This is a genomic window from Oceanobacter sp. 3_MG-2023 (assembly GCF_030688925.1).
Lineage (GTDB): Bacteria > Pseudomonadota > Gammaproteobacteria > Pseudomonadales > Oceanobacteraceae > Oceanobacter.
The window spans coordinates 28,501-53,044 of record NZ_JAUYVX010000008.1 but is presented as its reverse complement, the minus strand read 5'-3'; the positions used below and the strand labels follow the sequence as shown (position 1 = coordinate 53,044).

Below are 24,544 nucleotides of genomic sequence, written 5' to 3'. Positions count from 1 at the left end.
GTCTTGCTCCTTAGCCGTTGGCTTTATCAGAACCGGTTTTATCGACACAGGCAGACAGATAATCCACCCAGTAACGGTGCTGAATGGTGTACAGGCCTTCATCTTCCGATTTGGCACCACTCATCACAGGTTTGAGGTCGATGGCCTTGGCGGCGTCGTCCGGGCCGTCAATCCAGTGGGTGGCACCCCGGCACATATCGTTCCAGGGCAGGCCACCGGCCTTGAAGCCTTCCTGACAGGCGCGGAATTCTTCCAGGTCATCCGGCGTTGCCATGCCTGATGCGTTGAAGAAATCTTCATACTGGCGAATGCGGTGGGTACGGGCGTCGGCGCTCTCGCCTTTAGGGGCGATGCAGTAGATGGTGACTTCGGTCTTGTCGACCGAGATCGGCCGGAAATGACGAATCTGCGAACTGAACTGATCCATCAGGAACACGTTCGGGTACAAACACAGGTTACGCAGGTTGCCGATCATCCAGTCGGCCTTGGCTTCACCATATTGAGAAACCAGCTCGTCGCGGCGTTCATACAGTGGGCGGTCTTGCGGATTCGGCCATTGCATCCACAGCAGGATATGGCCTTGTTCAAAGGCGTAGAAGCCGCCTTTCTGTTTGTTCCAGGTCGACGCATCCATGGCTTTGACGTCATCATCCGACATGCCGTTTTTGCGGCGGGCGGTGGTGGCTACATAGTTCCAGTGCACGGACGAGACATGGTAACCATCGGCACCGTTTTCAGCCTGAACCTTCCAGTTGCCATCATAGATATAGCTGGAGGCACCCTTGACCACTTCCAGACCTTGCGGTGACTGATCGACGATCATATCGATAATCTTGGCTGCTTCGCCCAGGTGTTCGGTCAGTGGTTTGACGTCGTCTCGCAGCGAGCCAAACAGAAAGCCACGATAGGATTCGAAGCGGGCGACCTTGGCCAGATCGTGGGAACCATCGCAGTTGAAAGAATCCGGGTAACCGGCTTCTTTCGGATCTTTTACTTTCAGCAGCTTGCCGGAGTTATTAAAGCTCCAGCCATGGAAAGGACAGGTCAATACCGACTTGTTGCCCTTTTTGGTACGGCACAACACCGCGCCCCGGTGGGAGCAGGCATTGATAAAACAGTTCAGCTCACCTTCCTTGTTACGGGCAATAAATACCGGCTGGCGGCCCATATAAGTGGTGAAAAAATCGTTATTTTCAGCAATCTGGCTCTCGTGGGCCAGATAGATCCAGTTGCCTTCGAAGATATGCTTCATCTCCAGCTCAAACAGTTCCGGATCGGTAAACATGTCACGGCGACAGCGGAACAGACCTTGCTCCTTGTCTTCTTCCATCATGCCCTGGATTTTTGTTATCAGTTGCTCGTTCATCAATGGACCCTCCGTATTTATGATCAGGTTAAAAGCCTGACGAAAAACGAACTATCCAGAGCCGGATAAGGTTTATCCGTTTTGTGCACAGAGATGATTTAAGCCAATGGCTGGTGGCTGGCGCAGGGAAATAGAGCAGTTAAAGACAGAGGGAAGCTGGCAAGTGGTGGATGAGGGAGTGAAGGAGTAAAAAGGGCGGAAAGAAGGGAAAGTGGCTCTGGCAGGCTATTGATTTTACCCCTGATGCCTACTGGCTTCGGTAAACCACCATCAAACTGGATGAACGGGTTCCAGACGATCACCCTTTACGATCCATCAAAACCCTGTTCGATTAGGCACTCACCCACATCGACTGGAAACTCAGCCTGATCTATTTCGAGCGTGGGCAGGAATCCATTCCTCCGGAGCCTTTATTGAGAGCCTTGCTGCTGAAAATCCTCTTCAGTATTCGGTATTCGCAGCGAACGGCAACTGGTCGAGCAGATTCATCACTCCTTGATCTGATATGTGTGCATATCCAGTATAATTGAAAGATTACCCAAATTAATGCGCGCTTTTTCAGAAGCCTTGCGCGCTTTCCCGGACGTTGTTATCGTCAAGGCATTGATATACGGAAAGTTGTTGCGCAGGTTGACAGATTAATGCGCAAGGCACACAGGAGTTAATGCGCATGCTCGTTTTCACAGAATGGACTGATCTGGAAATGGATTTTACTTCTTATCATTCAAGTAGTTACGGTGATTTCCCAGAAACCGGCTTGCCCAGAAAGCGCGCATGCGCACTAATAAACCGTTAGGCCATTCAACAAAACCCAGCATCTTTAAGGATGATTAATGAAAATATGTGGTATAGAGCTCAAGGGCAGTGACGCAAGACTGGCGGTAATCAAAAAAACTGACCAAGGCTTCGAGCACTGTGACGTTGCAACCAAGAAAATCCCATTGGGTGATGGAGAATGTAGTATTCAAGCAAAATCTTTTATGGATACATTCGAAAGCTTTTGTAGAGATAATGCGATCGATTTGATTTGTATTAAAAAACGAGGAAAGAAAGGAGAGTACGCGGGCGGACCAGATACATTTAAAATGGAAGGCATCATACAGGTATCCAATGTGCCTGCAGTATCACTAATTTCACCACAATCTATTGCAGCAATGCAAAAAAGAGAAGAAGTTACAATTCCTGATGAATTGAATAAGTACCAACATTCAGCATACTTGACTGCTATTACCGGAGCAGCATAGAAAATGTCCGGACTTTATATAGATGGTCTGAGTGCACCGGATGAAATAAAAAACGCCCTTAAAGATCTTTCTAAGAACTATGTTTTCACGAAAGAAGTGGAAAAGGGCGCGAACGGATACTTGTTTTTTGGAAGGAATCGCATACTTGGAACTGAGGTTGCAGTTAAATTCTACTATTGGGGAGGTGATAAGGAGTATCATGCTGAGCCCAAAAACCTTGCTGCTATTGAATCAGATAATATTTTAGCCATTCTAGATGCCTCGCTTATAGATAATGACTGGGCGTATTTCGTAACGCCATATTGCCCAAATGGAGACCTGGATAACTATATAGACGTAACATGGTTTGGTAATCTAGCCGCTATAGACTTTATTAGTGCAGTGTTGTCTGGCTTGTCGTATTTACATGCCGAAAGATTTCTACACAGAGATTTAAAGCCAGCTAATATTTATCTAAATGACGCTAAGCAAGCTGTGATCGGTGACTTTGGGTCTCTTAAAGTTATTCCTGAAGGTAAGGATGAGATTCCTGCATCGAGACACTCCATTTTGTATCGCCCTCCTGAATCTATACTGCATAATACATTCAGCAGTCGAGGGGATATTTACCAAGTTGGACTAGTGTTTTATCAGCTGTTGGGTGGTCACTTGCCTTACGATGAGCTGGCATGGATGAGTAAACGCGAGCTAAAGCATTATAACGAGTTAACCGGCTATGCGGATCGATCTATTTACGTGGATCAGTGTATTAAATCCAAGATTACGAAAGGGAAAATAATAGACCTAAAAACATTACCGCCATGGGTTCCGGAATCTGTTAAACGCATAATTCGTAAATCAACAAACGTCAATCCAGGTAAGAGATATAAAAACGCAACCGAATTTAAGGCTGATCTACATAAAATTCGACCAACTGTGCTGGACTGGGAAATATGTGGTGGTGTAACAATGTTAAATGCTAAGACTAGCTATCGTATCGAGTTCACCGAGAAAGGGATTCAAGTATTAAAAAGGAAAACCGGAACATGGCAGAAAGATAACACCATAAAATCTGATGATCTATCGAAAGTGGTAAGTGAAATTGAAGCCAGGGTCTAACAAGCGCATGTTGTCGGACTATTTTTCCGCTGCGCTCCCAAATAACCGCAAAGCTAGGCGTTAACACTACATGACCATGGACCCATTAATACAAGATTCAAGAAGAATAATCGTAACCTTGGCAAATCTTTTCAAAAGAGAAAACCTCGCGCCTGAATTTCAGGTACTATCTCAAGGAAAGACAAATATTGAGGTAAGTGGATACGATAACTGGAATGGCGGAACTACTATATATGGCATTTCTTGTCGGATTCCATTGGAGCTGTATTCTAATATTGAATTAGAAATTCAGGCTATTGAGCAAAGTATAAAGGACAAGGCTGAAACTTTGTTTCGGTCATACCCAGAATCCTGGATTGGTGAAGTGGTGATTTCCCCTGAGCTAGCTGATGAGATTCACGGTAAGGCATACAAAATATCACATGAAGATCTGGTTAAGTTACTCGAAACTCAAAAGAGTGTAATGGTTTCTGTATCTACAGGCGGCGCCAGAATTCAAGAAGTAAATAGCGATTACCAGTCAACCCTCCCAGAAATTTCAGAGGCTCTTAGAGAAAGGGAGTTGCACAATCCTAATCCGTTTAAAGATTTATGGGAGTGGTATGGAAAGTGGAGTGATGGATCGCTACCCACATATCAGTCAAGGCGAGCTTTTCTGTCAGAAATGTATTCCTCGACAATAGAAACGATTAAAGGGATGAAAACTGCATCTGTAAATCCGGTATTTGAAGAACCTACCGGCTGGAATCGCGTAGATCGAAGCATGGGTGAAATCAAACTGCGCTTGGTTCAGGCAGACTCTGAGGAGCAATATCAAGGTATTGGGTTACTGGCGCGAGAAACTCTAATATCCCTTGCGCAAGCGGTATATGATCCAGAACTACACCCTTCTACTGATGGGACAATACCATCGAAGACAGACGCGAAGCGCATGCTTGAAGCCTATATTTCATCTGTTTTGCCAAGCAAAAGCAACGAAAACATCAGGCGTCACGCAAGGGCATCTCTTGATCTAGCTAACGATCTAACACACAGACGTACGGCAGAATTTAGGTTGGCTGCTATGTGTGCTGAATCAACTAATGCTGTAATAAATATTTTATCCATAATTTCCGGGCGTCGAGATCGTGGATAGAAGTGTTAACAAGTGCATGTTGTCGGACTGGTTTTACGCTGCGCTCCAAACCAGCCCAAAATGCGGCGTTATATTTCCGAGTATAAAACTACTAACAAATAAAGGAATAGATGAGATTTAGGGTGCTCTAGCAGGCTGTTGATTTTATCCCTGATGCCTACTGGCTTCGGTAAACCACCATCAAACTGGATGAACGGGTTCCACACGATCACCCTTTACGATCCATCAAAACCCTATTCGATCAGGCACTCACCCACATCGACTGGAAACTCAGCCTGATCTATTCCGAGCGTGGGCAGGAATCCATTCCACCGGAGCCTTTATTGAGAGCCTTGCTGCTGCAAATCCTCTTCAGTATTCGCAGCGAACGGCAACTGGTCGAGCAGATTCATCACTCCTTGATCTGATGTGTATGCATATCCAGTATAATTGAAAGATTACCCAAATTAATGCGCGCTTTTTCAGAAGCCTTGCGCGCTTTCCCGGACGTTGTTATCGTCAAGGCATTGATACACGGAAAGTTGTTGCGCAGGTTGACAGATTAATGCACAAGGCACAACGGAGTTAATGCGCATGCTCGCTTTCACAGAATGGACAGATCTGGAAATGGATATTACTTCTTATCATTCAAGTAGTTACGGTAATTTCCCAGGAACCGGCTTGCCCAGGAACCGCGCATGCGCACTAATAAACTGTTATGTTTCAAACGGAGTATCTAAGTGAGTCAGCAGGAATTACACGATTTAATTATTTATCAAGATAGATACTTTGAGGTATTGACCGAGTTTTTCCTCAACGTTACAGGCTGCTTACCGCGTGACTTTTCAGCACTGGATGGTTTCTCCGAATCGATCCAAGAAATGGCTGTTACTTTAAGGGAAAATCCTAGCAGAGCTGAAAGGTCTATGGTGGCATATTCAACTCTCGAAAAGAAACTTAAGAAATTATATTCGGAAGAAGGTGGTAAAGCTTTTAGTGCAGCTAAGAAATTAGATGCATGTAAGTTGAACCTAGGCGGGAGTAGCCGCTTCTTACATACACAGTTAAATGCTACGCGAAAATCTCTTCTATATTCCGATACAGTGTTAATTCCTGACCCTGTAATGCCTTGGCTGGAGAAAAAACGTGATAAAGAACAGTTTAGTCATATTATTCCTCTCCAAATGGTATTTTTCATATTGCATCTGTGTGACCTTAAAGGGAATGAATTTGATCTTCCTCCGTTTTTTGTATTTCCAAGCTTTGAGAAGTCACTTGAAGAGCATGATCAGCAAACGCAAGAAAATAGTCTTCAACTTATCACTGATGTATTTTCACATTATGTGGATTCAGGCATAGCACACCCTCAAGATATTATGGAGTTTGCTACTAAGCACCCTGATCTATACTTTAGAAAAATTGAAGAATCAAGACTTTTTGTCTCGCAGGGTTCGGAACCCGGCGAGTCTCTAAACGTAGAGTTAGAAAATTACAAGGCTGAAATGAAACAATGGAGGTCGGTAGATTGGTGTAATGAGTTGTTTTCGAAAGGTGATGTTAGTGTTGTAACTAACGCGATCTTTGAGCGTATTATGCCAAACTACCATTTGCTGGAAAATTCCGATGAATTCAGAAGTCATCCATTTCTCTGTGTTAATGCACAGGCGCATTATTACCAGCTTATTGCAGGGATGAAGAATGTATCTGCAGGTAATGTTGCGTCATTTGATCCATCTACCTCAGCAATTCTACAGTCTCTTATGTCTAAAAGACTTGATTATTTAGCTAATATTAAAGACTCCCAGCTCGTGGCACTGAGAAAAACAGATGAAAATGTTGAGTTTAGGAAGGAATTAAGAGATTTAGTTAACAGCTTGCCTAATACCAAGCTCGAAGATTTAGGGTATGTTGCTGCCGAAGTATGCTCTCATATTGAAAGAGCAATATCGAAACATGAGAAGCAGGTTTCATTATTTAATGATAAATATCAAGCAAAGCATAAGTACACGGTTTTAATTGCTGCTGGCACATTGGGTGTAACAATGTTTCCAGTTTTAGCACCATTCTTAGGTGCGCTACTTCCACTAGGTGCGACCGCAGCCACAGGTAAATATGTTTCCGATAAGCTTAACGAGAAAGCTGAGTTTGGACAGTTTTCTCATTCAATGATGGGTGTGATCTCGAGAGCAAAAGGGAAATGAAATATAACAAGGCGCTGCTACGGAAAATTTACTCGCTGGCGCTCCTAAATTTCCGCAGAGCGCGGCGTTAGGCATTCAAGGAGTCGTACTTGGAGATTGCACCTAATTTTACTGCAAAGCAGTGGAAGTCACTTGATTTAGAAAGTAACGAAGATGATTGGCAGAAAGCTATTGGTGTTCTTTGTTCGAGATTATCATCTAGGTATTTAGAACCTGTAGATAAACTTATTGAATTTGAAAAAAAATTAAAAAATTCCGAAAAGCGCTTTGGTTTTACTGTTTTAGAAATAGATTTATTATTAATCGAAACTCTCCAGGCTTTTAAAGAAGGATTGGAATCAACTGATGGAAAATCAAAAAAAGTTTTCGTGAGGTTTCTTAAAACAAGTCCTTACTTTTGTGAATATTTCCATACGAAAGAACAACGTGACAATTTTTATAAAGAGTTTCGCTGTGGAATCCTACATCAAGCAGAAATTCAAAGTTCTGCCTTAGTGTGGTCTTTCGGTGATATGTATGAACGAATTGAAGGTATGAAAGTACTAAATAGAAATGCTGTTCACGAAGCATTAAAGAAAGACTTTGCTGATTATATTGAAAAACTTAAGTCTCCCGAGTCACTTGAGTTAAGAAAGAAATTCAAACAAAAAATGGATTCTGTGGCTAACCGAGATACAAATGCCTAACAAGTCATTGCAAAGGACAAAAATACAGTTGGCTGTTTTCGTTCCTCAATATTATAGCCAACTAATTTTTGCCTCTGAATGAGGCGTCAGGTAAATTGGGGAAGTATGAGCGTAATAATTAAAAGAATTGATAAGAATGCAATGATGCTTTCGAGTATTGTGAATGCCTACTTTTTAGCAGACCAGAATCAAAATTTACTTTCTCACCTTATCGGTGATTCCGAGCACCTAAAAAGATGGGATGGGTCTTACGCTGCCAGTGGTGTAAATACTCTTCGTTTTTCACTGTACATGCATGTTCTATCAGAGATGCGTGCAATTATGTTTGATACACAGCCCAAAGTGGCTAGTGTACATAATGTTATGAAAGCCCTAGAAGACACCAATTTTAAAAGCCAACTTAAAAAATGGTTTTCAGATTCAAAGGATTTGCAAGTCTACTCTGTAAACGGCTCAGTTTCAGATGAGTCTGTTGAGTATTTTCGAGTGGAAGAAGCAACTAGAAAAATGCGTGCCTTTGATGAATTAATTGAAGTCGCGATTGGAAAATATCAAACTCTCACTAGTTCAGAACTTGGCATTCGAGTAAATAATGCTCGTAACAAAATGATTTCCCATAAACAGTTTCAATCAACGGAAACCACGGGTAGAAGAGTATTTGACGCTGCAGATTTTGGTTTGGTCTATTCTGATGCTGCTGACATTGTTGAGCAGTCACATGACATCATATTTTCGTTATACTCTTTGTTTACTAAAGCTCATTTTGATAGTCAGAGTGCTTTGAAGCATCATGAGTTTGTGGCTAATGAGTTTTGGTCGAAATAATTTACCTAACAAACAATTTAAGAGTGATTCCCCACGCTTGGCCTTTTTGGTTTGGGTCAAATTTAGTGTTTACGGTGCCCCAGCTGAGTGGCGATTCCTGCGGGGATATATTCCGCAGCCAGAATCCGTTCAGTACCAATCTTATTGATCAGGTTGGCTATCCGATCGGTATTGAGCTCCTTTTCCCAATAAATAGGCAGGACTGCTTGCCGGGGTAAGCAAAGAGCCATTCCGGTATTACAGAGCTCATCAGAATTGACTGCCCGCAATTCCGCCGCTATTCGGGCTTGCCTGGGCAGTTGATCCGCGCAGAGTTGCAGTAAATCCCGTTTCGTTCGCTTTACTCACAGGTGTTCAATATAAATGAACGTTCATTTGTATTGAACATAACAAAATGCCAGGGTTATTTATCCACGAGTATCTGTTTTCAGGCTTTTGGGAGGTTATCCAACACCTTCCGGGTTCTATGCAAGAAGAAAGGAATCTCGTGAGCAGCAACCCAGATCAGCAAGGGCATTGGGGTTCAACGCTGACCGGGTTGTGATTGCATCGTCCCTGGACGGTTCTGCCGTCTATGCTGCCGGTAACCCGGCCTGCATTTTTCCTGCGGCAACGGCGTACAGCATGTCCAGCGCCAGGGTTGCTCCTGCCAGCGAGGTGATTTCTGCATGGTCGTAAGCGGGTGCTACTTCCACCACATCCATGCCACGTATATCCATTCCAGCCAGGCCCCGGATGATTTTTAGTGCCCCATCCATTGTCAGACCCGCGGATACTGGTGTGCCGGTACCTGGGGCAAATGCCGGGTCGAGGGCATCGATATCAAAACTGATATAAACCGGCCGTCCTGCCACTCGCTGACGAATACGCGTCAGTGTCGCGGCCGGGCCAAGGTCATTCAGTTCTGCGGCGTCAATAACTTCGAACGGGTGTCCGTCTGATTCATACGCGGTACGAATTCCCAGCTGGATCGAGTGTTCTGTATCCACCAGTCCCTCCACTACGGCATGGTGAAACAGGGTGCCGTGATCGTATTGGCTGCCACCGTCATAGGTGTCGGTATGAGCATCAAAATGAATCAGTGCCAGCGGCCCGTGTTGCTTTGCCTGGGCCCGCAGGATCGGCAGGGTGACAAAGTGATCGCCACCCAAAAACAGTGTCTTTTTCCCGGCCTGTACCAAAGCAGCGGCAAAGGCTTCGAGGTTGTCGACCAGCGTCTGTGGTTCGCCATGGCGGAACGCAAGGTTCCCGGCATCCTCCAGTTTTAACACGTCATCCAGCGCAAAAGTCCATGGCCAACGCTTGCCTTCCCAAATCAGATTGGCCGATGCCTGACGCACTCCCTGAGGCCCGAAGCGGGCACCGGGACGACCAGACGTAGCCATATCAAACGGCACTCCCGCGACAATGACATCGGCGAGGGAGGTGCGGATATCTGTCATCAACGGGCACTGCATAAAGGTCATACCTAACGCCCCGTAGAGCGGCAGGTCGGCATTGGCAGAGGAGGTAGCCAGCGGATTATGGGAAGCGGACGTCGGGTACATGAATATTCCAGTCACTCATTGGGTTGTCAGAAGCTGAGATCAGGGTGTTACCTGTGTCTCGATACGGTATGAAGCGCAGAATAAGCGTCGCCAAATTATTAGAGAAATGAATAATATTCCTGACATAATGCACGCTGTACATAATTGGCGGAGACTCTGAATATGTCGGATACCACGTCACCACTAAGACATTTTGACCTTAACCTGTTGCAGGTATTTGATGCCCTGATCAGCGAATGCCATGTCTCGCGGGCCTCGGAACGGCTGTTTCTGAGTCAGTCGGCCACCAGTCATGCCCTCAATCGGCTGCGTCAGCAACTCAACGATCCCTTGCTGGTACGTTGTGGCAGTGGCTTGCAGGCCACGCCTCGGGCGCTGGCGATGCTGCCTGAAGTCAAAGCCATTCTGAAACAACTGGAGCTGACGCTGGCACCGCCGAAACAATTTGAACCGGCCCATAGCCAGCGGGTATTTACCATTGCAGCCACGGACTACTTTGAGGCGGTGGTATTGCCAGACATGATGCCGACGCTGCAACAGCAAGCCCCCGGGGTTATCTTTGACCTGGAAATGATTGGCCCGCACGCCTCGCTGGAGCGGCTGGAAAATGGCTCGGTGGATCTGGTCATTGGTCTGGATGAAAATCTCAGCATTCCCCCGCACCTGTTACGGCAGCCCTGGCTGACCGAACAACTGGTCTGCCTGGCGGGCACACGCTTCGATGATATTCCCGACCAGCTCACCCTTGATCAGTACCTGGATTTTCCTCATGTGGTGATGCTGGACCAGACCGATACCAGCACCAATGGCATCGACCGCTGGCTGGCTGGCCAGCAACGTCAGCGCCAGCGCCTGGCTCAAATGATCAATTATCTAGCCGCCGCCCGTCTGGTTGCCGAACGCCGGGCCTTATTAACCCTGCCGCGTCGTATGGCCGAACTGTTTAGTGACTGGCTGCCGGTACGTACGGTGGATGGGCCAGCGGATATGCCGCATTGGGATATGACCCTGATCCAACATCCGCTGCACGTACAGGACCCGGCCTTGCAGTGGTTGATCGAGCAAGTGATTGGTGCGCGGATATAAGCCCAGACATCAGCCCGGTTAGAACCATGGATATCCGCAGCGGTAGTGAGCGGGTAGTGAGAGGGTAGTGAGCGGGTAGTGAGCGGGTAGTGAGAGGAGCCGGGTGGCGGTATTGGTCAGAGTGCTAACAGCGAATCTGAAACAGTATTCTTCAGTCCGTGCTTACAGTTTCCTGCCATGGGTTCTGATAGTATGTCTCGCCGTTTATATAGCCTCGACTTCTGCACAGGCCCCGCCATGATGAAATCGCCAGACCAGACGCCGGAATTTGCCACTGCGGCGGCGTTACTTAAATATTTTGGCCGCAAAGCCCGCTTTTATAACGCTTTTTCAACCCTGCTGGGGTTGTTACAGGTGGCGATGACCATTGCCTTGGCCTGGCAGGTGGCGACCTTGCTGGATCGGGCGGTGTACCAGCCTTCATCGGTATTGCCATCATTACAGGACTGGCTGCAGTTGGCGGCGATTCTGTTATTGCGGGCGCTGGCGGTCTGGGGTCAAGGATTACTGGGTAATCGCGCCAGTCTGCGGATTCGGGCGGCGCTGCGACAATTTGCCTTACAACGCTGTTTTGGCCTCAATATTCGTTTGTTTCCTCACTTTAACGCTGCGGAAGTCAGCAATTTGCTGACCACCGAAATCGACAAACAACGGGGTTATTTTGCCGATTTTATACCGCAGCAGCGGCTGGCCGGTCTGATGCCGCTGGTGATTCTGCTGGCGTCGGCGTTTGTCAGCTGGCTGGTGCCTGTGATTCTGTTACTGACCGCTCCTCTGGTGCCCTTGTTTATGGTGCTGGTGGGTTCCAAAGCTGCCGATGTCAGCCGCGCCAATTTGCAGCAGCTCAACCGCCTCGGGGACTTGTTGGCCGACCGCCTGAAGAATCTGCAGGCATTACAACTGGCAGGTGCGGTAGAGCAGGAAGGCGATCGGCTGTTTGAACAGTCGGAAGATTATCGCAAATCGACCATGCAGGTGCTGAAGCTGGCATTTTTGTCGGGCACGGTACTGGAGTTTTTCAGTGCCATCAGTGTGGCGATTGTGGCGCTGTATCTGGGGCTGTTCTTTCTCGATAAATACGATGTTGGCAGTTACGCGGCCGGGTATGGTCTGTTTGACGGTATCTTTTTATTGATGCTGGCACCGGAGTTCTACCAGCCATTACGGCGTATGGGAGCCTTGTATCACGACCGTTCGGATGCGGTCAGTGTTGCCGAACACCTGCTGCAGCTGGATAGCTGGCATCGCCAACTGGCGGTAGACAGCCAACCCCATGAGGTGGCGGCACTGACGTCGTTGCAGCTGCGTGGTGTGCAAAGTGGTGAGCTCGACAAACCGGTGCATGGGCCGGTTGATCTGGAGCTGCACCCAGGCCAGAAAGTCTTGTTAAACGGCCCTTCCGGGTCGGGTAAAACCACCTTGCTGGATACGCTGGCGGGCTTGCGGCCAGTGCTGGCCGGGGCGTTGTGTATCAATGGCCAACCGGCCTCTGTGTATCGTCAGGCGGATTGGTTTCAGCAGATTGGTTATCTGTCGCAAAAGCCGGAACTGCTCTTTGCCACCATTCGCGAGAACCTGACCCTGGGGCGCACGTTCAGCGATGAGGCGCTGTGGGCAGCCTTGAGCAATGCGCGTGTCGATGTGCTGGTAGCGGCCTTGCCGGGTCAGCTGGATTATCTTATCAGCGACAGCGGCGGTTATCTGTCGGGTGGCCAGGCCCAGCGGATTGCCTTGGCGCGGGTGTTTCTGCATCGGCCTGCCTTGTTGTTGCTGGATGAACCAACGGCCAATCTCGATCAGGATACCGCGGCTGAATTTATGCAGCAGCTGGCGGTTTTTGCGGCGGATGGCGGCATGCTGGTAATGGCCAGTCATCGCCCGGGGGAGCGTGAGTTGTTTGATCTGGAGATCTCGCTGACCAAAGCGGCAGCAGCGGAGGCCTTGTTATGAAGTCCTTGTCACAACATTATTTTCGCCAGCTGGCGGCTGAGCAAAAGCTGGCTCTGCTGGGGATTTTTCTGGCGGTGCTGACGGCATTTTCCGGGGTTGCCTTGCTGGCCGTCTCGGGTTGGTTTATCAGTGCCGCGGCCATGGCGGGGCTGAATGCTGTGGCGGCGCATCAGTTTAATTATTTTACCCCGGCGGCCATGGTTCGCGGCCTGTCGATCTCACGAACCCTGGGGCGTTATGGTGAACGGCTGGCCAGTCATGAAGCGACCTTCCGGATTATATCCCGCTTGCGAGGGGATCTGTTCCGGCTGATTGGTCGGCGGCAGTGGCAGGAAATCCAGCTGGACCGGCATGAATCAACCAGCCGCTTGCTACAAGACGTGCAGCATATCGAGTCCATCTATCTGTCGGCAGTATTACCGGCGGTGGTGAATGTAGCGACGGTATTGGGCTATCTGTTGACCCTGGCGCTGGTATTGCCTGCCGTGGTGCCCTGGGCCATCCCTCTGTTGGTGCTGGTGGTGCTGGTGATGCCGTTACTGTACAGCCGGGCAGTGTTGCAGGCGCAGGATGGCAGCCATCAGCTGCGGTCAGAGCAATGGCGACGCTCCAGTGCCTTGCTCAGTAATATGCGCACGCTGACGCTGCATGGCCGTTTACAGGCGGCCGGGGAGCAACTGGTCGAACAGGCCGGTGACGCCGATCGTCAGGAAGTACGGGCGGTGTCTCGCCAGCATACACTGCTGCTGCTGGCTGAGGCTGGACTGGTGGCGCTGGTGGTGGTGATTTTCTGGCAAGGATTTGTTGCCTATCAAGCGGGTGAGCTGGCCGGAGCCAACCTGTTTATGTTGCTGTTGCTGACGCTGGGGAGTGGCGAAGTGTTGTTGACGGCTGGCCCGGTGGTGGCAGCCTGGCAGCTGGGTATGAAAGCATTACAACGGCTTGATCAACTGGCCGCCAGTGATCATGTTGCTGTCGATGGCCGTGAGTTCGTCGGCGACCGGGAGGATCTGGCCGTGGTGCTGGAGCAGTTGCACTATCGCTACCCTGGCCAGCCAGCGGCGGTGTTTGATGGTTTCAGCCATCGTTTTGAAACGCAGGCGGGACGCACCCGCTGGCATTGGATTTATGGCCCCAGTGGCTGTGGCAAAAGCACGCTGATTGCCTTGCTGGCTGGTCAGTTGCAGGCTTCGGCCGGTGCCATTCGGCTGTCGCTGGACAGCCCTGAAGGGATAGGCTTGATGCCACAGCGTATCGATATCTTGCGTGCCAGTCTGCGTGACAACGTGTGTCTGAACCACCCGCACAGCGATGACGATATTCTGGCGGCATTGGCTCTGGTGCAGTTGGACGAGTGGGCCATGCAGCTGCCGCAGGGGCTGGATACCTGGCTTGGCGATGGTGAGTGGCAAGCATCGGGCGGTGAATGCAAACGACTGGGGCTGGCACGACTGGTGTTGCAGCAGCCGCGGATTATTCTGCTGGATGAGCCGGGAGCCGGAATGGACGTTGATCTGGCCCAACAGGTCTTTGCCAACCTGGCCGACCACTGGCAACACCAGCTGGTGATTGCCAACAGCCATGATCGGGATCTGATTTTGCCGGGCCAGCAAGTACTGGAGCTGGGCTAGCAGGCTCCCCGCCTGCTGTTTTACTGCCGCTCTGCAGTGACTGGATACAAATTGAAGTGATATGGATAGTGGCCGGGCATCTCGCCCGGCTAGCCTGTTCTCTGGTTGCTTTTTACCGGTAACCATTCGACTGACCATCCATCACCATGATGTATACGGGTACTGTTATGACGACTCTTCAATCACAAGCCATTGTGCCAGCAGGCATGGAATTTATTCGCGATGACATCGGTTATGCACCGGGTGTTCTGGTCGGCAAGACACTGTATATCTCCGGCCAGATTGGCCGGGATTCCCAACGCCAGCTGGTGGTAGATAAAGAAGCCCAGTTTGTTATGGTGTTCGAGGATATGAAGCGGGTGTTAGAATCGGCAGGTGGTTCGTTTGGCGACCTGGTCGAAATGACCAGCTTTCACACCGATATGCGTGACCTGCCGTTATTTATGCAAGTACGTGACCGCTATCTGGACGGTATCCTGGTTGCCTGGACGGCAATTGGTGCGGCCTCTTTATGTGGTGCGCCCGGGTATTTTCTGGAAGTGAAGGGTGTCGCCCAATTTGAATGATTTATCAGGAACAGGCTCGATGATCAAAGATGTCTCTGCGTCCGCGTTGATTGCGGGATTTATGGTGGTGCTGGTGTCGTTCTCCGGGCCACTGGCGATTGTATTTCAGGCGGCTGAACAGGCCGGTGTCTCTCATGCGATGATGACTTCCTGGGTGTGGGCCTTGTCGTTTGGCGCTGGCATCACCGGGATCTGTCTGAGCGCCTGGCTGCGGGTACCTGTGATCACGGCCTGGTCGTCACCGGGGGCGGTATTACTGGTGACGCTGTTCCCTGAGTTGTCGTTAAACGAAGCGATTGGTGCCTATATCACGGCGGCGGTGATCCTGCTGCTGATTGGCATCAGTGGTTTGTTTGACCGGGTGGTGCATCTGATTCCGCGCGGAGTGGCGAGCGCCATGATGGCCGGTATTCTGTTTGATTTTGGTTTGGGGGCATTCCGTACGCTGGAGTCGACACCGGTCGTGGCGGTGGTGATGGTGATGGCGTTTGTGATGTTCAAGTTTTTTAGCCGCAGCTATTTTCTGGTGCTGCTGGTTGTGCTTGGCTTTGGTTTGTCGTTTACCGTGCTGGATGCCGATCTCAGTTCGCTGCGCTGGGAAATGGCGACCCCGACCCTGATTATGCCGGAGTGGACGATCAGCTCGACCCTGAGCCTGGCGTTACCGCTGATGATCGTCAGCCTGACCGGGCAGTTCTTGCCGGGGTTTACCATTCTCAAATCGGCCGGTTATACGGTCTCGACCCGACCGGTCATTACCGTCTTGTCGCTGACCTCGATTCCTATTGCCCTGTTTGGCGGCATTACGACCGTTGTGGCGGCCATTACCGCTTCCATGTGTACCAGTGCGGATGCTCACCCGGAATCGGACAAGCGTTATATTGCTGGTATTGCCAGCGGCTTTTTTTATCTGTTGGCGGGTTTGTTTGCTGGCAGTGTGGTGCTGTTTTTTACCAGCTTTCCAACGGAGATGATTGCCATTATTGCCGGACTGGCCTTGCTGGGAGCCATCAGTGGCAGCCTCGCGGGGATGCTGGATGACAAGGAGCACCTGGAAGCCTCGATGGTGGCCTTTATGACCACCGCATCCGGTATCAGTATTTATGGTATCGGCTCGGCATTCTGGGGCGTGGTACTGGGAACCGCGGTGTTTGTGATGACCAACCAGCTGCGACGGGTGGCGCGCTGAAACACGACGGCGTCGATAAACTCACCGGTATCAGCCCCGGTGAGTCGTGCTGGTTTACTGCAACTTCAACAGGCCCTCAAACAAGGCTGTCAGGCGGGTGTAGTCATCCAGTGGCAGCACATCGGCAACGTACTGATCTGGCCGCACGATCACAAGGCAACCCTGTGCTTTATGAATACCGCGCAGGTCGTAGATATTCTGGCCACCACCAGACGACTCCGGGCGATGATCGGCACAGAAAACTTTCTCGTAGTCACGCAGGCCGTACTTGCCTTTTTGTGGTGCCAGCACCGGGTGTATGCTGCTGGTTTCCAGAGTCTGATGTGGCTGGTTAAACACCGCACGGACATCAATGACCGTATCCCTATCAGCTCCTGCCGGGGTATGACGCAATAACGGTGAACGGGGATCGTTGGCGAGAAAGTCACACAAGGCGTTGACGCTACACTGATCCGACATGGCGTCTGCACTGCCGCCAAAGGCATAAATCCGATAAGCGCCATTGGCGGTATGACAGTGGCCCAGCTGCACCGGTTTGGCGTCGCCCTGACGGACAACCGGCGCAGAGTGAAAACGTTTCCCTACCGTGAGGCCACTGGCGAGGTACTGATAGCGGTCGTCAGACACCAGGACGGATGGCTTGTACTGAATGGAAACCCCGGCCGTGTATTGGCCAAAGAGCTGGAAATAGCGCTGGAATCCGGCGGGATCGATCCCCTCCGGATACTCGGCCGACTTCGGTCTGGCACTGAACATGCGTGAGAACTCGCGGTCGAAATCGATCAGCGCCTGACCGTACTCACGTCGTTCGGCAGAATAGGTTTTTAGCAGATCCTCTTCGGCCAGCCCGGTCAGTACGTGAGCCAGTTTCCAGCCCAGGTTCCAGGTATCCATAACCGATGTATTCAATCCCTGACCGGCTTTCGGGCTGTGGGTGTGGCAGGCATCACCGGCCAGAAAAACCCGTGCCGGGCGCTCGGGAGTTGAATCATCAAAGGCGGTGGTGATGCGCTGACCAATCTCATACACACTCCACCAGGCCACTTCTTTCACATCAATGGTGTACGGTTGCATGATGCGATTGGCACCGGCAATCAGTACGTCGGCAGTCATCTCGTTACGGGCGACACGCTCATTCTCCTTGAGTTTGTCCAGCTCGATGTACAAGCGGGCCATGTAACCACCCTCACGCGGGATGATCAGCATATTGCCTTCGTTGTTGGAGTGGATCAGCGATTTCAGGCGAATATCCGGGAAATCGGTATTCAACAGCACATCCATCACGCCCCAGGCCTGGTTGAGAGCATCACCGACCAGCTCCTGACCAATCGCACTGCGCACGCTGGAACGGGCACCATCACAACCGACGACATACTTGGCTTTAACGGTCTCGATTTCCTGGCTGTACTGGGAGTAGTTAACACCGCGCTCCAGCTTGACCGTAACCGGATACTCGCCGCCTTCCGGGTCGACCTCCAGTCCCAGCAATTTACGCTGGTAGTGCGGCTCCACCTTGCCCGGGCCTTGGCGCATTACCTCCAGAAACATATCGTGAATACGGGCCTGGTTAATGATCAGGTGCGGCATCTCGGACAGATCGTCAGCCACATCCTGCACCTTGCCACTGCGGATAATCTGCTCGGGGTGATGGGCATCCGGCTTCCAGAATGCCGCTTCGCTGATCTGGCAGGCTTCCTGAATAACCTGATCAGCAAAGCCGTAGGCCTGGAACATTTCCAGAGTACGACAGGCAATGCCATCGGCTTGACCGACCAGCAGACGGTCGTCTTTCTGGTCAACGATGGCGACCGAAATATCGCCAAACTGCGACAGCTGCGCCGCCAGATTCAGACCCGCAGGGCCACAACCGACAATCAGCACATCGACATATTCCGGCAATGGGCGTTTGAGCGGCGGCGCGACGACAGCATCCATGGGATCAGCAAAACGAGGATCGCCGGGGTTAAAGCCGTTAAGGTGAAATTGCATAAGGTACTCCTACAGCAGGGCTGAGCCGTTGCCCAGCCAGGTCGTGGATGGTGTGATGAGGTGTGATGAATTATTTTTATAAATCAGCCATCACACTGTACCTGTGGCCAGTTATCAGGAAAAATTGGTTTTTATATTCAGATGCAAAGAAAACACATATATGAATCCTAACCTGCTGAAACAACTGGCAATGGTTGTAAAACAAGGGTCGATCAGTGCAGCTGCTGAACAATTGTTTATTACCCAGCCAACCCTGAGCCGTGCGCTGCAGCAATTGGAAATGCGCGTCGGCGCACCGGTGCTGACGCGTACTCGCTACGGCATGGTGCCGACTGACATCGGTGCCCGGCTGGCACACCTTGGTGAACGGATACTGGCCGACACCGAACAGGGCGATGAAATCATTCGCCAGTGGCACAGCGGTTACGACAACCAGTTCACCATCGGCATTGATCCTCTGTGGGAATACGCCACCGTCGCCGAGATGACCAGCGGCTTTTTAAGCCAGAGCCGTTATGTATTCCATTGCCGGGTGGGGTCTGCTGCTACCCAGATTGAATGGCTGCAAAACGGTGAGCTGGACTTTCTGCTGGCCCCGGCACACTTGTCGGTGGCACACGCTTGCGATCGCCAGGAGGCGCTGCAACGGCAAGTAGTGTTCCGCGACCGCTCCGGCGTCTTTGTTGGCAAGCAGTCGCCCTTGCTGGGTTCACAGCAACCGGTTTCCCTCGATATGGTGGCGCAGCAGCGCTGGCTGATTGCGGGTGCCAGCGCCGGATTCCTGTCCGGGGTCGAAGACCCGGCAGCACAACAAGCCGCTCGTATTGCCTTTACCGGTGGGATTCGCTCGGTGATACACCTGCTCAACACCACTGATATGCTGGTGCGGCTACCCGCCCGGCTGGCACTGATGACCGGAGAAATCGCCCCGCAGCAACTGATCCAGATAGAAGATCAAACCAGCGCCCGACGGGATATCGCCCTCTGGTCTCGACAGCAAGACAGCGAACGGCCCGACAGCCAGAAAGTACGCAGCTTTATTCGGGATTGGGTGACCGGGCTGGATCAAACCGTGGGAGAGTTCGGGCTGGCGTTGTGAAGACAGCATAGAAGAGCAATCGTCCAGCTATGCATCGTAGTTCAATGATTCCGAGCACTTGATAAGATACTGCATTGGCGCCAACAACGAGGTGTCCATAGTTGGAAAACGTCAATCCCTTACACCAGAATTTAAATTGGAAACCGTTTCTCTTGTTACTGATAAAAGCTACTCTGCCCTCGCAGCCTGTCAGGTATTGCATTGGTGGGTACGGCGTTTGGCGAACAGGAAGTGTTTTGTTGTCGATAAATGACAGGATTATTGAGCCGGATTGGATGCCTCATGGTCGCTCTGCTGCTCTAAGCCATTCCTGTATTTCTCTACCCTCTATTGATAGTAAAACGTCTTGAAGACTGACGACTCGAGTCAGCAGTTCTCCCTCGTCTGATTCTTCGAGTTCTTCGGCGTAGGCAAATAACTGATTCATAAGTTGAACAAGGTTCTTGTTGTGGTCATAAAAATAAGGCTTCCATTGCTGCAGCTTGGGAATGAATATCTCTGCGCAGTTGAGTGCCTTGACGGGGTCAGACTGGGCAATAAGGTTTAACCATTCGTTAATTTCCTGGAAGTAATCTCGTTTATTGTTACCCTTATTTTGGCTGCTATCCAACGAGTCAATGAACGTTTTAAAAATTGATTCTCTAAAGTGAATGACAGGTTCTGTATCACCCAGCAAGCCAGCAAAATCATCGCTGGCTAATGTTTTTATGTCGTCGCTTTGATTGAAAGCTATAGATAGACCTTTCAGGCATACCTCTGGATGAGAATTGAAATTATCTCTATATGACCAAACATCCAGTGCGCCCTCCCAGGCGCTGTTACTGCTAAGCGACAATAGCTCCTGCAACAACAACGAACTTTTGATTGAGTCCTGTAAACCAGACAACGCCGACAAACGTCCCCAGGTAGCCAGAGATTCTTTATCATGACTCGTTTTCATTTGGGCCAGATAGGGTTCAACTCTCTCGAATTCATTGTTGTAGCTGTAATAGAGAAATGATTCGGCATAAGGCCATAAATCATCGCTTTTTTGCATCACTCGCTCGAATATTTCCCAGGCCAGTGCGGGAGCGTCATTTTTTAGATAAGGTAATCGATGAAGAATCATCTCCTTTACTTCAGAGCACCCTGATTGTGAAAATAACTGTAATGCCGATATGGACAGGTTGGAAATTTCACGTCCAGCTTCGGCAATTTCAGTAACCAGGACCATGACGGCATCTGCTACCTCACTGGTATTCATGTTAATTCCATTATGAATCAGTCCCAGTCTGGTATCACTTGAGTGAAATCTTTCCTCAAATATGAAAGCGAATTCCAGCATTTGGAAAACCAGCCTATCGACAAGGCTGGGATTTTGGATAACATGGGCACAGGCTTTCAGTGCCTTTGCCTTGCTCTTCGTTCGTTGCCAGTGGCCGGAGTGTCTTTCCAACTCGCACAGGAGTTGCTCCGCAAGCCGGTGTTTATCAGGCTGTTCGATGGTTTCCCAGTTTTGGTTGGAGCTGTGATTACTGTATAGGTACTTGAGATGATTCGATATTCCATCAAGGATAGACTGGCGGAAGCCAGTAGATAGATAACGCCAATATTGAGTGAGATAATTGATAAACCGGATGGGTTTTCGGGATGATGCTTCGCTTAATTGCCGTTGAACATCCTCTTCGCCACCAACAAGAAAATCATCAAAACGATCTGGGTAGCCTGAGTAGTGAGCCAGTAGTTTGAGTAGTGCTTCGTCTGAGGTACTGATGATCAGTTCGTAAGAAAATGGTACTCTGATAAAACCTCCTCTACTATTAATTTCCGGCTCACGAATGAGTTTTCCATTGAGCTTTTCATATGAGTCAATAGCATTTTGGCTAGATTCTGTTCGAAGGAAACAGGGGATGGCAGTAATATAGGAGGTTTTTTTTCTATTTATCCACGCTATATTTCCACCGTAGGTGATTTCATCTTGGTACAGCGAAGTTATTATCTTGTTTAATGAGGTTATGGTTTTTTCGCTCAAGTAAACCGATGACCTGCTGATTAACTCTTCGATCTCGAAATAAATTATTGATCTCAACACATTTTCATTAAGTAGCAGGTTTTGGATGATTTCTATATTTCTCTCTGGGTTTGAAGTGATCGCCAGGGTCAAAAAGTATATAACGGATAGGTCTTTGCTTTCAGATAGTAGAAAACGATTTTCTTGCCACCATTGAGTATGATTTTCAGCGTTTACTTTGATTCCATATTCAATGGCATTAAAAATAACATTTACATCATCGTATGGGCTTGTGCCGCGTTCGGAGTGAGTCTTTTCATAGGAGGTATATTCGAGGAAATAGCTGGAGAGACGTGTCTTGCTGTCCCTGTAGTCTTCCAGAAGTATTGCGGCCCATGTATTGACTGTATTGATGGCGAGAGTGAGTAAAGTCGGAGACGTGGCCATTCGGTTTTTCAAAAAATCCTGATTTTTACTTCCGAACTGGTATGGTCGGCAATTCAATTTATTTTCAAACCGGTAGCTGCGTATATGTTCAGGTTGTACCGCGTCAGTGATGTATACCCACAACTCTTGATCGGTCAATACTTCAGCTGCTACGCACCGAGCAACGGTTTCCCCGAGAAAATCCTGATCAGAGTTCAGGTTTTTAAGTAGCTTTAGCACCAGAGGTTTGGCTACGTGTAATTTCTCGGTACCCAAATTGTGTAAGTAGCAAGAGACTTGCCTCGCCAGATTGTCAGTTTTGATCCAGTGGCAACCCAATGCCTCAGTCCAGAGAGCAACAACGGCTTCGGTTGCTTCATTTAACCACTGGCTAATTCGATAGAGATAATCTTCAAGCCCCTCCTGATCTTGAATTTGTTTCAATTCTGGTAACAGGTTCTGCTGCCATAACTGGAACCAGCTGATATGGCTGCTATGGGTGTAAACAACCTGAAAGACATCCTTGTGCTGATTGCGTAAGTCCCGAAGTAATGGCCAATCACTTTGATCAACAGGCTGGTGCGCGTAGGTTTCAGCGACCAGGCGGCGAATATGAAAAGGAAATTGACCGGTTAAAACAGAGCGAATTTGCGCTCTGAAAACTTTCTTCTCCCCCGCAGCGAGCTGGTTAACAAAACTGCGAATACTGGGTCTTACAAAGGGGACGGGAGGTAATGTACTAATAAATTCCTTGAGTGACGTCCCGAATCGAATCGCATTACTGATGACCAGTACATCCAGAAGGGTTTGGTGGCCAAAAGTCAGACCCTTGTCGTGAGTCCTCTGAAGCAAGCCCAGGCTTAATAAGCTTCTCTTAATGGCTTCTGATCCAGAGAATTGTTGATAAGGAATCGACAGTGCTCGGGTCTCCAGCATTCTGCGAGCAGCCTGTTCGATAGCAACCATAGCTTCATCGCCAAGAGCAGGATCATCCGCTACAAAAGTAGCCAGATATTGTTGAGCCAAAGCCTGACTGGTGACGACGTTGAAGCTCCCGGAATGTCGGGCGAGTTCGATATAGAGATCCAGTTCTCTCGGGTTGGTAACGAGCATTTGTGTTGTTTGATCAATAGCGGAGGTATCGATATCGAGGTTGGCAAGAAACGGTTCAATCTGATCCTCCCAATCCAGAGGAGGAATCTTCAGCTCCTGGTCCCAGTCCTTTTCGCTGATTCGCCGGTCATATTGCCGATCAAAGTCTCTACAGGCTGTAATCACCGTGACTTTGGGAATGTTTTTCAGAAGATCTATTTGTGCCAGAAAATAGGACAGAACACTGTGCTCTCGGGAAATCGAGAGCACATCCAGTGAGTCGATAATGACGACAACTCTTGATGACTCGGCCTTTCGGGCTGCTTGCTCGACCCATTGGGTTGATAATCCCTGATGATGCCTCTCTTCAGAGTTCTCTGCTTCGGCAAACTCCCTGGACTGAATAAAGAGGGAAATAAAGCAGTTTTGCTGTTTAGCCCTTTCTTCTAGTATTTGCTGTAGCTGAAGCATCAAACAGGTTTTTCCAGAGCCTGGTTGACCTGTGATCAGTATGGATTTGGCCTTCGCATCAATAGCATCAAGCACTGGTTGCAGTATCGGGTTGCCGAGATGTTGTCCGGCAATATCCGTTTTCCAGCTTCTGCCTATCAGAGACGTTTGTTGAAAGGATTTTCGGACTTCTTGTTCTGAGATCGGAGGCACCAGCATGGCGCCTGATTGGTTCAGTACAGACAGAAGATCATCACGAGTGAGGCGATGCTTACTGGCTGTCACTCTACCATTCGGTACCCGACCACCCAGTTTATCCAGTACCAGCCATATCGATTCGTAGGCAATTTTTGAATTTGAAGCCAGTCTTTCCAGTCGCTCTATTTGAAGCTGTTCATGGCGACTAAAGTCAGCTGGAGTTGTTTCAAAAGTAGTACGTTGCAGCAGATCAAATGGCGTTAGAGATGCCTTGGCATCGGAAATAATCTTGAGAATCGCATCGTAGCTTTTCTGGTGCTCTCTGGTAAGTTGCTGCTCTAGTTGCCTGTCATCTTCGTAGTTGGTTGCGAATTCCTGAAGTTTGGCTATGTCTCCGAACGCACCGCGGGAATAGAAAAACAAAGCCGTGATGGGAGAGCTCGCCAGCTCTTTGGCTGCTTTATCAAGCTCGTCTTTCAAGTCTGCAATGGACCAGGCTTTAAAATCTGGTTGATTCTTTTTGCACTGACAGCAAATCAGAGAGCCATCGACTTTTTTGATAACGATATCATCGACGTCGTGATGAGCAGAGTCGACTTCCAGCCAGTCGATATTGTTGCTGGCCAAAGCATCTAACATCCAATCAAAAGCAACCAGCTTTTGATAGTAATCTCCACGTGTCGATCTTATTCCGGCCAGGCTCATGGCATTCCTTACTGTTACTAGGGTTCAGGTATTTTGCACAATCACATTCAGCTGCAGTTCCAGCGCTGGCAACTCGTCCTGAATAATGCTCC

Annotated in this window: 17 protein-coding genes; 13 read left to right on the top strand and 4 right to left on the bottom strand. The window is 49.3% G+C overall.

The window, feature by feature from the left end:
- Positions 1 to 10 precede the first annotated feature (10 nt).
- A complete protein-coding gene (benA, locus tag Q8W32_RS08925) occupies positions 11 to 1,366 on the bottom strand; it encodes a benzoate 1,2-dioxygenase large subunit (RefSeq protein ID WP_303433559.1) in 1,356 nt (451 codons plus the stop codon).
- A gap of 833 nt (positions 1,367 to 2,199) precedes the next feature.
- Here benA and Q8W32_RS08920 point away from each other — a divergent pair.
- From Q8W32_RS08920 to Q8W32_RS08895, 7 genes are all read left to right on the top strand, one after another.
- Positions 2,200 to 2,610 (top strand): DUF3010 family protein, encoded by a 411-nt coding sequence (locus Q8W32_RS08920; RefSeq protein ID WP_305414598.1) that lies wholly within the window; start codon positions 2,200 to 2,202, stop codon positions 2,608 to 2,610.
- Positions 2,611 to 2,613: 3 nt separating this feature from the next.
- The gene (locus Q8W32_RS08915; RefSeq protein ID WP_305414596.1) at positions 2,614 to 3,708 is read left to right on the top strand and encodes a serine/threonine-protein kinase; all 1,095 of its coding nucleotides are present in this window, start codon (positions 2,614 to 2,616) and stop codon (positions 3,706 to 3,708) included.
- A gap of 70 nt (positions 3,709 to 3,778) precedes the next feature.
- Positions 3,779 to 4,843 (top strand): hypothetical protein, encoded by a 1,065-nt coding sequence (locus Q8W32_RS08910; protein ID WP_305414595.1) that lies wholly within the window; start codon positions 3,779 to 3,781, stop codon positions 4,841 to 4,843.
- Between the two features lie 179 nt (positions 4,844 to 5,022).
- Complete coding sequence (locus Q8W32_RS16605) at positions 5,023 to 5,250, top strand: transposase (protein WP_370693676.1); 228 nt, start codon at positions 5,023 to 5,025, stop codon at positions 5,248 to 5,250.
- A gap of 312 nt (positions 5,251 to 5,562) precedes the next feature.
- Positions 5,563 to 7,023 (top strand): hypothetical protein, encoded by a 1,461-nt coding sequence (locus Q8W32_RS08905; protein ID WP_305414594.1) that lies wholly within the window; start codon positions 5,563 to 5,565, stop codon positions 7,021 to 7,023.
- An 89-nt stretch (positions 7,024 to 7,112) separates the two neighbouring features.
- Positions 7,113 to 7,709 carry a hypothetical protein gene (locus Q8W32_RS08900; protein WP_305414593.1) on the top strand — a complete coding sequence of 199 codons (597 nt, stop codon included), beginning with the start codon at positions 7,113 to 7,115 and terminating at the stop codon, positions 7,707 to 7,709.
- Between the two features lie 105 nt (positions 7,710 to 7,814).
- Positions 7,815 to 8,534 carry a hypothetical protein gene (locus Q8W32_RS08895; RefSeq protein WP_305414591.1) on the top strand — a complete coding sequence of 240 codons (720 nt, stop codon included), beginning with the start codon at positions 7,815 to 7,817 and terminating at the stop codon, positions 8,532 to 8,534.
- Positions 8,535 to 9,106: 572 nt separating this feature from the next.
- On the opposite strand, the gene speB is transcribed toward Q8W32_RS08895, so the two are convergent.
- Complete coding sequence (gene speB / locus Q8W32_RS08890) at positions 9,107 to 10,081, bottom strand: agmatinase (protein WP_303433566.1); 975 nt, start codon at positions 10,079 to 10,081, stop codon at positions 9,107 to 9,109.
- A gap of 162 nt (positions 10,082 to 10,243) precedes the next feature.
- On the opposite strand from speB, the gene Q8W32_RS08885 reads away from it, so the two are divergent.
- The 5 genes from Q8W32_RS08885 (at position 10,244) to Q8W32_RS08865 (ending at position 16,503) form a co-directional block, all read left to right on the top strand.
- A complete protein-coding gene (locus Q8W32_RS08885) occupies positions 10,244 to 11,167 on the top strand; it encodes a LysR family transcriptional regulator (RefSeq protein ID WP_305414590.1) in 924 nt (307 codons plus the stop codon).
- A gap of 192 nt (positions 11,168 to 11,359) precedes the next feature.
- Positions 11,360 to 13,117: a thiol reductant ABC exporter subunit CydD gene (gene cydD, locus Q8W32_RS08880; protein WP_305414589.1), complete on the top strand. Its 1,758-nt coding sequence runs from the start codon at positions 11,360 to 11,362 to the stop codon at positions 13,115 to 13,117.
- Positions 13,114 to 14,748, top strand: a complete 1,635-nt coding sequence (locus tag Q8W32_RS08875; protein ID WP_305414588.1) for an amino acid ABC transporter ATP-binding/permease protein — start codon at positions 13,114 to 13,116, stop codon at positions 14,746 to 14,748. The genes cydD and Q8W32_RS08875 overlap by 4 nt, the downstream gene beginning before the upstream one ends.
- A gap of 167 nt (positions 14,749 to 14,915) precedes the next feature.
- The gene (locus Q8W32_RS08870) at positions 14,916 to 15,314 is read left to right on the top strand and encodes a RidA family protein (RefSeq protein WP_305414587.1); all 399 of its coding nucleotides are present in this window, start codon (positions 14,916 to 14,918) and stop codon (positions 15,312 to 15,314) included.
- A 19-nt stretch (positions 15,315 to 15,333) separates the two neighbouring features.
- Positions 15,334 to 16,503 carry a benzoate/H(+) symporter BenE family transporter gene (locus Q8W32_RS08865; protein ID WP_305414585.1) on the top strand — a complete coding sequence of 390 codons (1,170 nt, stop codon included), beginning with the start codon at positions 15,334 to 15,336 and terminating at the stop codon, positions 16,501 to 16,503.
- 54 nt (positions 16,504 to 16,557) lie between these two features.
- On the opposite strand, the gene Q8W32_RS08860 is transcribed toward Q8W32_RS08865, so the two are convergent.
- On the bottom strand, positions 16,558 to 18,492 hold the full coding sequence (locus tag Q8W32_RS08860) for an FAD-dependent monooxygenase (protein ID WP_305414583.1): 1,935 nt from the start codon (positions 18,490 to 18,492) through the stop codon (positions 16,558 to 16,560).
- Between the two features lie 160 nt (positions 18,493 to 18,652).
- On the opposite strand from Q8W32_RS08860, the gene Q8W32_RS08855 reads away from it, so the two are divergent.
- The gene (locus tag Q8W32_RS08855) at positions 18,653 to 19,591 is read left to right on the top strand and encodes a LysR family transcriptional regulator (RefSeq protein ID WP_305414582.1); all 939 of its coding nucleotides are present in this window, start codon (positions 18,653 to 18,655) and stop codon (positions 19,589 to 19,591) included.
- 280 nt (positions 19,592 to 19,871) lie between these two features.
- On the opposite strand, the gene Q8W32_RS08850 is transcribed toward Q8W32_RS08855, so the two are convergent.
- A complete protein-coding gene (locus Q8W32_RS08850) occupies positions 19,872 to 24,452 on the bottom strand; it encodes an NACHT domain-containing NTPase (protein WP_305414580.1) in 4,581 nt (1,526 codons plus the stop codon).
- Positions 24,453 to 24,544 lie beyond the last annotated feature (92 nt).